This is a genomic window from Treponema sp. UBA785, from assembly GCF_002297065.1.
Taxonomy (GTDB): Bacteria; Spirochaetota; Spirochaetia; order Treponematales; family Treponemataceae; genus Treponema_D.
The window spans coordinates 1-13,268 of sequence record NZ_DBJD01000071.1 but is presented as its reverse complement, the minus strand read 5'-3'; the positions used below and the strand labels follow the sequence as shown (position 1 = coordinate 13,268).

The following is a 13,268-nucleotide window of genomic DNA, read 5'->3' as shown; positions in this document are numbered from 1 at the left end:
GGACGCGACGAGCCTGATGGACTTACACCAGGTGTTCAGGTTGGACCTGCTTATCAGCCAATCACTGCTGATGTTCTCGACGCTTCTAACTACAAAGAAGTTGTTGCAAAATACAAGCAGATGCTCGAATGGCTTGCTGGAATCTATGTAAACTCATTGAACGCAATCCACTACATGCACGACAAATACTACTACGAAGCTGAAGAGCTTGCTCTCGAAGACACAAACCTCAAGAGAACATTCGCTACAGGTATCGCAGGATTCTCACACGTTGTAGACTCGCTTTCTGCTATCAAATATGCAAAAGTTAAGGTTGTCCGCGGCGATGTAGAAATCAAAGACAAGAAGACTGGCGCTGTAAAAGAAGTTGTTAAAGGATTGGCAAAAGACTTTATCGTTGAGGGCGACTTCCCACGCTACGGTCAGGACGATGACCGCGCAGACGCAATCGCTGTTCAGTTGCTCAAAGATTTCATGACAATGATCAGAAAGCACCCGACATACCGCAATGCAGAACCAACAACATCAATCCTTACAATCACTTCAAACGTTGTATACGGAAAAGCTACAGGTGCTCTTCCAGATGGACGCAAGGCACACGAGCCATTCTCACCGGGAGCTAACCCAAGCTACGGCGCAGAGACAAAAGGCTTGATTAAGTCTTTGAACTCAGTTGCTAAGCTTCCATACGAATACGCTTTGGACGGAATTTCTAACACACAGACAATCAACCCAAGCGCGCTCGGACACAACGAGGAAGAAAGAATCGACAACCTTGTAAACGTTCTTGACGGATACTTTGATTGCGGTCCAGATTCAGGACACGCTGGCTCACACCACCTCAATGTAAACGTATTCGGAGTTGAAAAACTCAAGGACTGTCAGGCTCATCCAGAGAAGCCAGAATATGCAAACTTCACAGTTCGCGTTTCTGGATACGCAGTTCGCTTCATCAACCTTACAAAAGAGCAGCAGGACGATGTTATCGCTCGTACTTGCCACGCTTCTCTGTAATCTAAAATGTTGAATTAGCGACAAAAAAGCCGCTCCAGTTTTATAACTGGAGCGGCTTTTTTATTTTTATTCAATTTCGCAAAATTCATAAATAACTAGCATTGGCAAAAGAACCAAGCGCAACCCCTTCTTCTTATAGTTTTGATATACTTTCAGACAGAACATATTGTTTTATATCTGCTGCCTCAAAAATCAATATAAAATACATAAAAGTCAGCAAATAAGAAAAGCCCGGAAAGAAGCAAAAAACTTCCGTCCAGGCTTGAATTGCCTTGAATAAACTTGAATCAAAAATCCAAAAACTTATCAATTTGAGGAAACTTTCGAATAAACAATTTTTTTGCCGGTCGCCTTTACCTCCGTAACAAGATTTCCGTTCTCAAACGAAAGAAGCAGAACTTCCTTGTAATTTTCCAAATCCGTTCCGTCAGTGTAAAGCCACTCGCCTTCAGAATTTTCAAATTCCTCAAAAAACAAGACAATGACATTTTTCTTTCTTAAAGTTTTTCCGCGAAAACCTTTCACAAGCCTTGAATTCTTGAACTCAAGGCAAAAATCTCCGTAATCGTCAAATTCAAGAATTCTCTCTTCATCTTCCCATTTTCCATAAATTGAAGAGAAATTTCCGCAAGAAATCAGAAAAACAGGAAGAATCAGAAAAAACAAAAAGCGGAAAGATTTTCGGCTATGACAAAGCCGAATTTTATTCATTCACGCTGTCCTGAACACTGTTTGCGGAAGGCATAAGCATATAGCTCTGATTTTTCTTTGGACCGTAAACCCAAAACAATGAGGGCCACCAAAGAAGAAGCCCGCTAACGAGATTTACGCCTTTAATCTCTTTGTTCAAGCCAGTATACAAATCCTTGTAGCCTTCTTTTTTTATCAAAATGTCAGGATCTTTCCAAACCGCGTTGCTGAGTTTTTTCTGGACAGGAGTTGTTCCGATTTTTTCTCCGTCAACATAAACTTCCGCGCCGTCAACATCTGTCAAAAAATTAACTCTTGTCTGCGTAACGCAAGACGCACAAAAAATCACCAGCAGAATTCCAGCCGTAACGTTTGCTCCAATTTTTTTTAGATTCATCTTTTTCTCCCATAAAAAGCCAATGAGAAAATATCAATTTTCGATTTGACTTTTTAACGCAATTTCGCAACGAAGCGAGAAATTGCAGTTGATAAGAAAGTTTGCAACGCAAACTTGTTAATAAAAACTTTGACGCTATTTTAGGCAAAGTTCTTATTACATGCTCCTTTTTAAGCTAAAGCTAAAAAATGCTACCCCCCCCCGAAAAAAAGTCAAGTAGCCAAGAGAAAAACGATATTGCCAAAGCCGTTGCAAACCAATGCCCCTCGTTTAGCCCGACGCAATTGTGAAGCTTCAGTTTTTTCGAGAAGTTTGTATTTCTTCTGATTCCGCTTTGTAAAACTTCCGTCTATGTCTGCTTTTATTCTGCTTTCTATTCCTTAAAATTAAGAAAAATTTTGAAAAATTATTTTTCTTAATGCCGAAAATTTGTTAGATTATTATAGAAAGAATTAGATTTTTACGAGGTACAATATGAAAGGATACATTCATCAGTTTGAGAGTTTTGGCTGCGTAGACGGTCCAGGCTCACGTTTTATAGTTTTTACTGCCGGATGCAATATGCGCTGTAAATTCTGCCACAATCCGGACACCTGGATTATGAAAGAAGGCAAGCTTTGGGAACCTGCAGATGTCTTAAAAGAAGCGCTTTCCTGCCGCTCGTACTGGGGGAAAAAAGGCGGAATTACAGTAAGCGGCGGAGAACCGCTGCTGCAAATTGATTTTTTAATTGAGCTCTTTACGCTTGCAAAAAAAGAAGGCGTCAATACTTGCATTGACACAGCTGGAGAACCGTTTACAAAAGAAGGCGAATGGTTTGAAAAATTCAAAAAATTGATGGAAGTTACAGACATTCTTCTTATGGACATCAAGCACATAAACGAGGAAGAGCACGTAAAGCTCACAGGAAAAACCGGAAAAAACATCCGCGAAATGTTTGCCTATCTCGACGAAATTCAAAAGCCAATCTGGATTCGCCACGTGCTTGTTCCAGGAATTACGGACAACGATGAGTATTTGACTCAAACAAGGGATTTTATCCGTACTCTTTCAAATGTTTACCGCGTTGAAATTCTTCCTTACCACAACCTTGCAATTTCAAAATACCGCGACATGGGAATCAAATACGCCCTTGAAGATACGCCAATGCCGTCCGCAGAACAGATCGAAAACGCAAGAAAGATTTTGGAATGTGATAAATATACTCGATGGCAGGAATAAAATAAGAATTTGGGTGGCCGGGGCTACAAAGCCCCGCCGGGCTTTGCGTGGCTGCGACCAAACGCAAGCGTTTGTTTGCCTTCGGCACCACTCCAATCCCTGCCACAAAAGCAGCAGGGAAAATAATTTTAGTGTTACTTTTTTGCAAGACTTGTGTTCTTTTGTGAACCGTTAAAAAAAGAAGCCACGTCTGAATTAAAACGGCCTTCGAGTTTTACCCGATATGCGCTGATTTTTGCAACGTAGTTTAGGGTATGCTGAGGTGTCTTATTTGCACGAACCCTTGTTGTACCGGCATTGTACATGGCAAGCGCAGTCACATCATTTCCTGTTCCAGCCAGATCCATGCACCAGCGCAAATGAATCATTCCGTATTTTGCGCTTACTTCAGGATTAAAAAATTCTGATTCAGTCAAATGTGGAAAAGACGCGCTGTTTAACTGGAAAAGTCCTCTGTCAACAGTCGCATTTGAATTTCTGTTGACTGCGTCCGGCTTAAAGCGGCTCTCTACAAAAGCAAGGCTAAATGCGAGGCTCAATGGAATATTGTTTCTGTCGGCATTTTCAAGGATTGCAAGTGCAACAAGACGGTTGCCTGTCACCTGAGTATAAAACCATTCAACAGATGCGCGAGAGCCAGGCTGTCTGTAAAGCTCCAGACCACGGTCATTTTCGTTTGAAAACTCAAAATATTCCGGTTTTAATCCAACTTCGAGCGCCAATTCTTCTGAATATTTTGCATTGGCCAATTCAGCATAAGAATCAAGAACAGATTCTGTTTCTCCAGAGGGAAGTAAAAAATATATCAGCAAGCACACACTTAAAAACAAAACGCTGACAGGAAGAACTTCCCTGAACAATTTTGCAGTATATGAACTCATAATGGATTCATAGTTGCACATTTCAATACTAATTTCAATTAGAGATTTTAGAATAAATTGTAATAATCTGCATTATTTTCAACAAAATTCCGTTATATGCGACATTTTTATGATTTTATGCAGGTTTTTGACCTAATAAAGCACAACGTCTTCCGTGCAGGGCTTTTTTGCAAAATAAACATACTGCGGATGTTTTTCTGAAATTTTCTCCAAAAAATCGCTCAAAACATCTGCGTCATCGGCAACTTCGCTTACAAGAGCCATTCCAATAACTGATTTGCAGTCTTTTACACGGCGCGCTGTATGCTTCATTGCGTTGTTAAACTGTCCTGGAGTCGCTTTTTTGTCGTAAACAGGCTCCAAAAAAACAAATTCGTTTTTTTCTTCGAGCACTTTTAGGCGGTCGCGCAGCTGAGCAAGAAAATTTTCATCATATTCTTCTTCTGCGCCTTCCACGTCGCTCCATTTTACAGGAAAAATCATTTTTTCTGTTACAGGAACTTCTTCTCCTGTCGTTTTATAGAGTTTATGATTTTTTGATTCAAAAATTTTTTCAAATTTCATATTTTCTCCAGCTTGTATAAATAAAAAAAGCCCCTGACCAAAAGGTCAAGAGCCTCCCCGATTTCTAGCCAAAAAACTATTCGGTAAGAATTTTTATTACTTCAGCCTTGTCCTGTGTATTAAGAATCTGCTGACGTTTTTCTGCACTCTTGAACAAAAGGCTTACTTCTGCCAAGAACTGAAGATGCGGACCAGTTTTATTTACTGGCGAAAGTGTCATAATAAAGATACGGCATGGTTCCTGATCCAAAGAATCAAAATCAACCGGATTATCAGAAATACCGATACATGCTACTAAATCTGATACAGTGTCTGTTTTTCCGTGTGGAATAGCGATTCCGTGCTTCATACCAGTAGACATTTTACGTTCACGGTCAAGTACACATTCGCGGGCAGCAGCTTTATCAGTTACTTTTCCCGCCTTAACTAAAATTTCAAGCATCTCGTCGATGATGTCTTCTTTTGTTTTGCCCTGCAGATGAAGTTCTACAGTTTCAGGTGTTAATACTGTTCTTAAGTCCATAATTTTAGTTTACCTTCCCTTGTTACCAAAGTCAAGAATTTTTTTCTTAAAAAATAACCAAAGATACTTTTGGTTAGTTCCTGATTCTAGTTTTATTATACTACCGTTTTTGTTTTTATTGAAGTTTAAATATTGTTTTTCTATAATAAAAATGAAGTTTTTAAATTTTCGGGTCTTTTAGACAAGGGATTGAAGCGGTGAGCGCAGCGAAAACAAAGGCTTGCCTTTGGTCGAAGGCGAATTGCCGGAGCCGCGAAAAGCCCGCTTTTTGCAAAGCAAAAATGGCCCCGAATAAAAATTTAATTTATATTTATAAAAAGGAATGTTAATATGTCGGATACTTCTAAATTTTTGGCTGATATTCAGAGAATTAAAAAGCACGTGCGCGCTGACAATGGCGGAAAATACGACGGCAGAAAAGTTTGCGAGCAGATTTCAAGTCTTTTTGCCTCTTCAAACAGAAATGCAGGCGATTTGGCAAGGTCGATTGCGGATTATTGGCTGAATTCGTATATTTTTTCTTCGGCCGACGTCGAAAATGAACCTTCGCAGGAAAATATCGACAGGATTACGGTTTTTCAGAACTTTTTGGACGGAGATTCTGACGAAGATTATTCAATTTTAACTGGCGACGACTGGGAAACTCTCAAGGATTTTTGCGATGACGAAGCTGAAAATTTGGATTTGGACAGTCTGCAGAATTTTATGAGCATAATTCTTGATAACGGCGCGCTTTAGTTTTTATGATTAGCGATAACGAAATTGTAAATTTGTATTCGGAATGCAGGCTATGTCCGCGAAAATGCGGTGTAAATAGATTTGCCGGAAAAACAGGATTTTGTCTTGAAGACGCTGACCTGAAAGTTTCGGTGGCGTGCCTGCACTTTGGAGAAGAGCCTCCTGTTACTGTTCATTCCGGAAGCGGAACTATTTTTTTGACTGGATGCAACCTGCGCTGTGCGTTCTGCCAGAATTATCAGATAAGCCAGCAGGGAATGGGAAAAACTGTCTCTAAAGAGGAATTTGCAGAAATCTGTCTTAAACTTGAAAATGCCGGCGCGGAAAACATAAATCTTGTTACGCCGAGCCACCACATTCCAAAACTTGCGCAATTTATTGAAGAAGCTAAAAAACGCGGACTAAAACTGCCTGTATGCTGGAACAGTTCCGGTTATGACAGCGTTGAAATGCTCGAAATGCTCGACGGATTAGTGACGATTTTTTTGCCGGATTTTAAGACCTTGAGCTCAGAACTTTCTAAAAAACTGTGCTCGGCCGAAGATTATCCGGAAGTTGCAAAAAAAGCCCTTTTGTGGATGATTGAACACAATCCGCTTAAATTTGCCAGCGTAAAAAAAAATAGAATAACAAAACAAAAACTCCTTCAAGGCGTAATAATACGCCACCTTTTCTTGCCAGGCCGTTTTGAAGAAACTGTGGATGTGCTTTCGTGGCTCAAAGAAAACGCAGACAAAAAAGCGATAATTTCGCTCATGAACCAGTATACTCCAGTTCCCTTTGAAGGAAGCGAAGATGAACTGAAAAAACGGAAAAATGCGCTTTCGTCAATCGAAAACAGGCTTGTAAACACAACCGAAGACCAGGATCTGCGCGATATGATAGAAGCTTTTGATTTTGACTTGCTTTTTTATCAGGATTTGAGCACTGATACGGACTGGCTTCCGGACTTTACAAAACAACAGCCTTTTTCAAATAAACTGGCAAAACCTGTCTGGCACTGGAAAAACGGTTTTATTGAATAAAAAATAACCTCAAAATGTCATTTTTGCCTTCTAGTATGCTATAATGAGAAAAATGTCGATTTTTGAATTGTCTTGCAATTACTTTCTTTGCAAAAAAAATCGGCAAAAATTTTTCAAATAAATGCGCAAAACGGAGGAAAAAATGACCTTTTCTTACAATGAATTTCATATTTCGCGGACGGTCAGAAACGCCTGTAATTTTTCTGAAGGGCTTTTTTCTTCGAGCGGCAACGTTATTCTTGCGAATTTGCCAGCAGTACGGGCTTTTCAGGCAAAATTTAACGAATACTTAAAAAAGAACGGAAAAACAGAAGTAAGCGCAGGAACTCTGAACGCAATGGGACTTTTGGACGAAGTTTTTCATCTTGCATGCTGGACTTACAGAAGACAAAAATATCCTGATGCATTTAAAGAAGCTTTAGGTGAACTTGATTCGAAATTTTCTAAAGAAAAAGTCGATTCTCTTTTGACGGCTTTTTGCGAGGAATTTCCACCGGTCGCAGTTTACAAGGGCGAATGTTCAATTCAAGATTTTTTGAACACTGAAATGGTTGAACGAAAGACAAATCGCACGCGCACAAACCGGGAACAGACGCTCGAAGAGATGATTATGCTTCATCTGGCGAACGAAAATCCTGCTTTTAAGCCTTTTTATCCGCTTTTTGACGATTCTAATTTGGAAAAAAAGTCAATTTATGGCGAATCATGGAAACTTATTCAGTCTTATTTTAAGCAATTGCCTTTTTGGGGAACTTACGGCCACGATTTGATTTCGTTTTTGAAAGAACCTGTAAAATTTGCTCCGGACAATCTGCAAGAACAGTTGAATTATGTCCGCATTCATTGGTCTGATCTTTTTTTGCCGGGCGAAGGCGAAAGTGAAGATTACTGGATAAAGAGACTTTTTGGAGGAAGCGACCTTCTGTCTGAAGAATGGAAACCGGAATGGCGTCCGACAAACGGAGGAAGCCCGGACATGAGTCCTCCAAACTACGACTATTTAATGAAAGAATATGAGAGGTTTAGCAGCGACAAAGAATGGATGCCTCGCGTTGTTTTAATGGCAAAAACCGTCCTTGTATGGCTTTTTCAGCTTTCTAAAAAATACAATAGGGAAATTTCGAGACTGGATCAGATTCCTGACGAAGAACTAGATTTGCTGCGCGACAGGGGTTTTACAGGACTTTGGTTAATCGGTCTTTGGGAGCGTTCTTCTGCAAGCAAGAGAATAAAACAGTTATGCGGAAATCCTGAAGCAGCGGCAAGCGCATATTCTCTCGAAGATTATGAAATTGCTTCTAATCTTGGCGGCTGGGACGCGCTTAAAAACCTGCGTACAAGGCTTTGGCAGCGCGGAATCCGACTTGCAAGCGACATGGTTCCAAATCACACCGGAATGGATTCTAAATGGGTGGTTGAAAAACCGGATTTGTTCGTTCAAAGGCGCGACAATCCTTTTCCGCAGTACACTTTTAACGGTGTAAACTTGAGCCACGACAGCAGGGTTGCAATCTATCTGGAAGACCATTATTACTCAAAAAATGACTGTGCCGTTGTCTTTAAACGCGTCGATACTCAGACTGGCGATACGCGCTACATTTACCACGGAAACGACGGAACAGGAATGCCGTGGAACGATACAGCTCAGATTGATTTTTTAAATCCTCAGGCCCGCGAAGAAGTAATGCAGGAAATTCTGCATGTTGCAAGAAACTTTCCAATTATACGTTTTGATGCGGCCATGGTTTTAACAAAAAAACACATAAAACGGCTTTGGTATCCAGAACCAGGAAAAGGCGGCGACATTGCAACCAGAAGCGAATATGCGCTTTCGGCAGAAGAATTTGAAAAAAGAATTCCAAATGAATTTTGGCGCGAAGTTGTTGATCGTGTTGCAAAAGAAGTTCCTGATACCCTCCTTCTTGCAGAAGCATTTTGGATGATGGAAGGATATTTTACACGAACACTTGGAATGCACCGAGTTTATAATTCAGCATTTATGAACATGCTTAAAAAAGAAGAAAACTTTAAGTATCGTTCGACAGTAAAAAACACGATTGCCTTTGATCCGCAGATTTTAAAGCGTTATGTAAATTTTATGAACAATCCGGACGAAGAAACGGCAGTTGCCCAGTTTGGAAAAGGCGACAAATATTTTGGCGTCTGCACGCTTATGATAACAATGCCTGGGCTGCCAATGTTTGGACACGGACAGATTGAAGGTTTTGAAGAAAAATACGGAATGGAATATATGCGCTCTTACCGCGACGAATCTCCTGACCAGTATTTAATTGACCGGCATAACCACGAAATTTTCCCTCTTCTCAAAAAACGCTATCTGTTTGCAGGAGTTGAAGACTTTTTGTTCTACGATGTCTGGAACAACGGAAGCGTAAACGAAAACGTCTTTGCTTATTCAAACCGTTGCGGACACGAATATACACTCGTTTTCTACAACAACAAATACGAACGTGCGGCCGGCTGGATAAAACAGTCGTGCGAATATGCCGTAAAAACAGGTTCTAGCGAAAACGACAAAAAGCTTGTTTCGCGCTCACTTTCCGAAGGTTTGGGACTGAATGCACAAGCCGGCAGTTTTGTAATTTTTTACGAACAGCGCTCTGCAAAATGGTACATAAGACGCTCAAAGGATATTTGCGAACATGGAATGTTTATTGCTCTGAACGGTTTTGAAACTCAGGTCTTTATGAACATTGAGCAGAAAAAAGACAGCGACGGAAAACTTGAAGAACTTTGCAACTTTTTGAATGGAAGCGGAACTCCAGACTTAAAAATTGCCTGGCAAGAACTGCATTTTAAGGAAATCTATGAAAAATTCGGCGCTTTGCTGGACGAAACCGTAAAATTCTTTGAAGAAAACAAAAAGCCTTCTAGCAGTGAACTTAAGCTCAAACTTGAGGCGCCGCTAAGAGAGTTCTATAAAACTGCTGAAAAATTTGCACCGGCAAAGAAAAAAATCAAGCTTCCGGCAATAAAACTGGCGCCGGTTCAGAAAAAAGACAGCATCCTGAGGCTCAAAAAACAGATTTTGATTTTGCTTGAACCGCTCTCAAAAACGGGATTATGCTTAAACTGGAATTTGCAGCGCAAGATTGCAGAAAAAATCGAAGGTTCGTACAGTTTCTTTGAAAAAACATTTATTTTTAAAAGCGCAAAAATTGATGAACTTTCGCTTGCAAAACTGCTTGTAAGTTCAGAATACAGCAAGAGTTTGACAGGAACAAACGAATTTGACGGCGTAAAATGGTTTAACAAAGAGATGATGGAAAATGCACTAAAAGAAGCCGAAGAAATTCTTTTGGAGGGAACATCAAAAGCTCTGACAGAAAAAATCAAAAAAATTTTTAAGAATCTCGACAGCGCTCAGAAAAAATCTGAATACAAGTGCGAGAATTTCTTGAAAACTTTTGCTCCAAAAAAGAAAAAAACTGCGAAAGCATCAAAAAAAGATGAAAAATCTGTAAAAACTAAAAAAAAGACGGCAAAAAAAGAATAAAACTGAATTTTTTATGAGGATTTGACGGTTAGCAAGCTGATGCGCCAGGAACACGGAAGGCGGCGAAGCCGGTGCAAAGCACCGAGGGCACCGAAGCCTGTAGTACTCCGGCCCGCAAAAGCGGGTGGCGCCCTAAAAAAAACGGCGACCGATGCACTTTTGACTGTGCTCAATCACCGTTTAACGTCAAACCGCTATTTTTTTTAACTATTTGTCGTTTTGAAGGGCATCGTAGCCTGTTTCGCCTGTGCGGATTTTTACAACGCCTGTCACATCGCTTATGAAGATTTTTCCGTCGCCAATGTGTCCTGTGTAAAGGGCTTTGCGTGCCGCTTCGATAACCGTGTCTACCGGAACTTTGCTGATTACGGTTTCAACCTTGATTTTTGGAAGAAGGTTGATTTCGACTGGAGCGCCACGGTAATATTCGCTTGCTCCTTTTTGCATTCCGCAGCCCATTACATTGCTTACAGTCATGCCGGTTATTCCAATTTCGTTCATCGCGGCCTTGAGCCTTTCAAACTTGTTCTGGCGTGTAACAATTACGACCTTGTGCGCTATTGCTTCTTTTGAAGCTGTGCCGGAAACTGGAACGCTGAGAGACGGAATTTCGATGCCAGCATTCTCTGCTTCTTCGACTTCTTCTGTCGAATAAGTTGTCGCAAATCCCGCGTATCCTGAATCAAGTCCGTGCTCGAGCTTATCAAGACCGACAATTTCCTCTTCCGCTGTAACGCGAAGCCCGAAAATTTTCTTGATGACTGTGAACAAAATCGTGATTGTGACAACAGTCCAAGCGATTGTTGAAATCATTCCGAGAAGTTGAAGACCGAGGCACTCAAATCCACCGCCGTAAAAAAGTCCTGCAAGCTGCTCGCCAGCCTTATTTGCAATTGAATATCCAGGAACTGCCGGGTTTGCAAAAAGCCCTACAGCGATTGTTCCCCAAATTCCGTTAAAACAGTGAACTGCAACTGCTCCGACAGGATCGTCAACATGAAGTTTGTAGTCCAAAAGCCATACGCCAAATACAACCAGAAGACCTGCGACAATTCCGATTATTGAAGCGCCAAGAGCGTCCGCGACATCACAAGGAGCAGTGATTGCAACAAGACCTGCCAATGAAGCGTTCAAGCACATTGAAACATCAGGCTTTCCGTATTTAATCCAAGTGAAAATCATACAGGTAACAGTCGCAACTGCCGGAGCGATTGTTGTGGCAACGAAGATTGAACCGAGCTGGGCAACAGAAGTCGCAGCCGCACCGTTAAATCCGTACCAACCCAACCAAAGGATAAATACACCGAGCGCGCCGATTGGAATATTGTGGCCTGGGAACGCGTGAACCTCAGTCACTTTTCCGCTCTTGTCGCGTGTAAATTTTCCGATGCGAGGACCGACCATTGCAGCTCCAATCAGAGCGCAGATTCCGCCGACCATATGAATACAGTTAGAGCCTGCAAAATCGTGGAACCCAAGCTGCGCGAGCCAGCCGCCGCCCCAAGTCCAGTGCGCTTCAATAGGATAGATTACCGCAGAAATCACAGCGGAATAGACGCAGTAAGAAAGGAACTTTGTGCGCTCCGCCATTGCGCCGGAAACGATTGTCGCTGTTGTCGCGCAGAATACAAGATTGAACACAAAGCCTGACCAGTCAAAATTGCCGTAATCTGTAAAAATCTGCCAGTTCGGCTTTCCAATCAAGCCGAAAAGCGCGTTTTCGCCCAAGAAAAGTCCGAATCCAATCAAAATAAACACCACAGTTCCAATGCAGAAGTCCATCAGGTTTTTCATGATGATGTTGCCCGTATTTTTCGCACGGGTAAAACCTGTTTCAACCATTGCAAATCCGGCCTGCATCCAAAATACGAGGGCGGCGCCTAAAAGAAACCAAACGCCCCACAAGTCGCTAGAAACCGACTTTACCGCTTCCATTAGTGCAGCTGAATCCATAAATTACCTCCAAAAAAAAAATTCAAAAAAAAGCGCGCGGACAGTCCGGCTAAAAAACGAACAAAATCCGCACGCCATTGTGCTTAAAACAATACTTTTACTGCCGTGCTATGCGACAGCATTTGTTACAATAAAATAAGAATTATGGAGAGGGGAAAAGCCTTTCCCCTGCGCCGCACTTTGTCGCTTTGCTCCGCCGTTGCGCCGACACCCCATTCTCCTAGGGGCTTTGCCCCTAAAACCCCAGTGGTTACACTCTAAAAAGCAAGTCCTCGTAGCTTGGGAACGGCTTGTATTCCTCGCCCAAAAGCGGCTCGATTTTGTCTGCTACAGAGCGAGCTTCTTCCATTGCAGGTTTTACTGTATCGGCATAAGCCTTTGCGACTGCAAGCGCATTTCCTGCTTTTTCAGCTTTTTCGTGCGCTTTTTCGAGTGACTCTGCCTTTTCGGAAAGTTCATCAACGAGAACATCGAGCTCAGAAAGAACCTTTGTTTCTGCTGTGGCTTTTGCGCCTGGAACAACCGATTTGAGTTCACTTACAGTCTTTGAAACCGCCGAAATGTATTTGTAAGCCGCCGGAAGAATATCTTTTGAAATCATCTCAAGCATTGTGTTCACTTCGATGTTCAAAATCTGCGCATATTTTTCGAGCTTAATCTCGTAATGGCTTTCCATCTCGTCTTTTGTGTAAACGCCCATCTCTGTAAAGAGCTTAACGTTTTTTGCGTCAAGATAATGCTCAAC

Annotated in this window: 11 protein-coding genes and 1 pseudogene; 5 read left to right on the top strand and 7 right to left on the bottom strand. The window is 41.6% G+C overall.

The genetic code is table 11. From position 1 onward, the window contains the following. On the top strand, positions 1 to 1,014 hold a 1,014-nt coding region (locus B2X33_RS06040; RefSeq protein WP_296668353.1), incomplete at its 5' end, for a pyruvate formate lyase family protein. A gap of 306 nt (positions 1,015 to 1,320) precedes the next feature. Here B2X33_RS06040 and B2X33_RS06035 read toward each other — a convergent pair. Then, entirely contained in the window at positions 1,321 to 1,725 is a 405-nt protein-coding gene (locus tag B2X33_RS06035; RefSeq protein WP_296023320.1) for a hypothetical protein, read from the bottom strand. Continuing rightward, positions 1,718 to 2,101 (bottom strand): PEGA domain-containing protein, encoded by a 384-nt coding sequence (locus B2X33_RS06030; protein WP_296668351.1) that lies wholly within the window; start codon positions 2,099 to 2,101, stop codon positions 1,718 to 1,720. Before B2X33_RS06030 ends, B2X33_RS06035 begins: the two co-directional genes overlap by 8 nt. A 474-nt stretch (positions 2,102 to 2,575) precedes the next feature. Here B2X33_RS06030 and pflA point away from each other — a divergent pair, with 474 nt between their 5' ends. After that, the gene (pflA, locus tag B2X33_RS06025; RefSeq protein WP_296668350.1) at positions 2,576 to 3,322 is read left to right on the top strand and encodes a pyruvate formate-lyase-activating protein; all 747 of its coding nucleotides are present in this window, start codon (positions 2,576 to 2,578) and stop codon (positions 3,320 to 3,322) included. A gap of 134 nt (positions 3,323 to 3,456) precedes the next feature. Here the strand turns inward: pflA and B2X33_RS06020 are convergent, their stop codons facing one another. The 3 genes from B2X33_RS06020 to B2X33_RS06010 form a co-directional block, all read right to left on the bottom strand. Then, positions 3,457 to 4,203, bottom strand: coding sequence for a transglycosylase SLT domain-containing protein (locus B2X33_RS06020; RefSeq protein WP_296023330.1), 747 nt, complete (start codon positions 4,201 to 4,203; stop codon positions 3,457 to 3,459). 132 nt (positions 4,204 to 4,335) lie between these two features. Continuing rightward, positions 4,336 to 4,767 (bottom strand): hypothetical protein, encoded by a 432-nt coding sequence (locus B2X33_RS06015; RefSeq protein ID WP_296668348.1) that lies wholly within the window; start codon positions 4,765 to 4,767, stop codon positions 4,336 to 4,338. 76 nt (positions 4,768 to 4,843) lie between these two features. Next, on the bottom strand, positions 4,844 to 5,290 hold the full coding sequence (locus B2X33_RS06010; protein ID WP_296023337.1) for a PTS sugar transporter subunit IIA: 447 nt from the start codon (positions 5,288 to 5,290) through the stop codon (positions 4,844 to 4,846). Positions 5,291 to 5,620: 330 nt separating this feature from the next. On the opposite strand from B2X33_RS06010, the gene B2X33_RS06005 reads away from it, so the two are divergent. The 3 genes from B2X33_RS06005 to B2X33_RS05995 all read left to right on the top strand — a co-directional run bounded on the left by B2X33_RS06005 (position 5,621) and on the right by B2X33_RS05995 (position 10,570). After that, positions 5,621 to 6,028, top strand: a complete 408-nt coding sequence (locus B2X33_RS06005; RefSeq protein ID WP_296668346.1) for a hypothetical protein — start codon at positions 5,621 to 5,623, stop codon at positions 6,026 to 6,028. A 5-nt stretch (positions 6,029 to 6,033) separates the two neighbouring features. Further along, complete coding sequence (locus tag B2X33_RS06000; protein WP_296668344.1) at positions 6,034 to 7,053, top strand: radical SAM protein; 1,020 nt, start codon at positions 6,034 to 6,036, stop codon at positions 7,051 to 7,053. 142 nt (positions 7,054 to 7,195) lie between these two features. Then, positions 7,196 to 10,570, top strand: a complete 3,375-nt coding sequence (locus tag B2X33_RS05995; RefSeq protein ID WP_296668342.1) for an alpha-amylase family glycosyl hydrolase — start codon at positions 7,196 to 7,198, stop codon at positions 10,568 to 10,570. 207 nt (positions 10,571 to 10,777) lie between these two features. On the opposite strand, the gene B2X33_RS05990 is transcribed toward B2X33_RS05995, so the two are convergent. Together B2X33_RS05990 and B2X33_RS05985 are read right to left on the bottom strand one after the other, a co-directional pair. Continuing rightward, a complete protein-coding gene (locus B2X33_RS05990; protein WP_296023355.1) occupies positions 10,778 to 12,523 on the bottom strand; it encodes an ammonium transporter in 1,746 nt (581 codons plus the stop codon). Positions 12,524 to 12,773: 250 nt separating this feature from the next. After that, a pseudogene (locus B2X33_RS05985) lies at positions 12,774 to 13,268 on the bottom strand (glutamine synthetase type III); the annotation flags it as partial.

What these genes read in the sequence shown, in the direction of transcription:
- B2X33_RS06035 (WP_296023320.1), bottom strand. Translation starts at nt 1,725, where the DNA reads ATGAATAAAATTCGGCTTTGTCATAGCCGAAAATCTTTCCGCTTTTTG.
- B2X33_RS06030 (WP_296668351.1), bottom strand. Translation starts at nt 2,101, where the DNA reads ATGAATCTAAAAAAAATTGGAGCAAACGTTACGGCTGGAATTCTGCTG.
- pflA (WP_296668350.1), top strand. Translation starts at nt 2,576, where the DNA reads ATGAAAGGATACATTCATCAGTTTGAGAGTTTTGGCTGCGTAGACGGT.
- B2X33_RS06020 (WP_296023330.1), bottom strand. Translation starts at nt 4,203, where the DNA reads ATGAGTTCATATACTGCAAAATTGTTCAGGGAAGTTCTTCCTGTCAGC.
- B2X33_RS06015 (WP_296668348.1), bottom strand. Translation starts at nt 4,767, where the DNA reads ATGAAATTTGAAAAAATTTTTGAATCAAAAAATCATAAACTCTATAAA.
- B2X33_RS06010 (WP_296023337.1), bottom strand. Translation starts at nt 5,290, where the DNA reads ATGGACTTAAGAACAGTATTAACACCTGAAACTGTAGAACTTCATCTG.
- B2X33_RS06005 (WP_296668346.1), top strand. Translation starts at nt 5,621, where the DNA reads ATGTCGGATACTTCTAAATTTTTGGCTGATATTCAGAGAATTAAAAAG.
- B2X33_RS06000 (WP_296668344.1), top strand. Translation starts at nt 6,034, where the DNA reads ATGATTAGCGATAACGAAATTGTAAATTTGTATTCGGAATGCAGGCTA.
- B2X33_RS05995 (WP_296668342.1), top strand. Translation starts at nt 7,196, where the DNA reads ATGACCTTTTCTTACAATGAATTTCATATTTCGCGGACGGTCAGAAAC.
- B2X33_RS05990 (WP_296023355.1), bottom strand. Translation starts at nt 12,523, where the DNA reads ATGGATTCAGCTGCACTAATGGAAGCGGTAAAGTCGGTTTCTAGCGAC.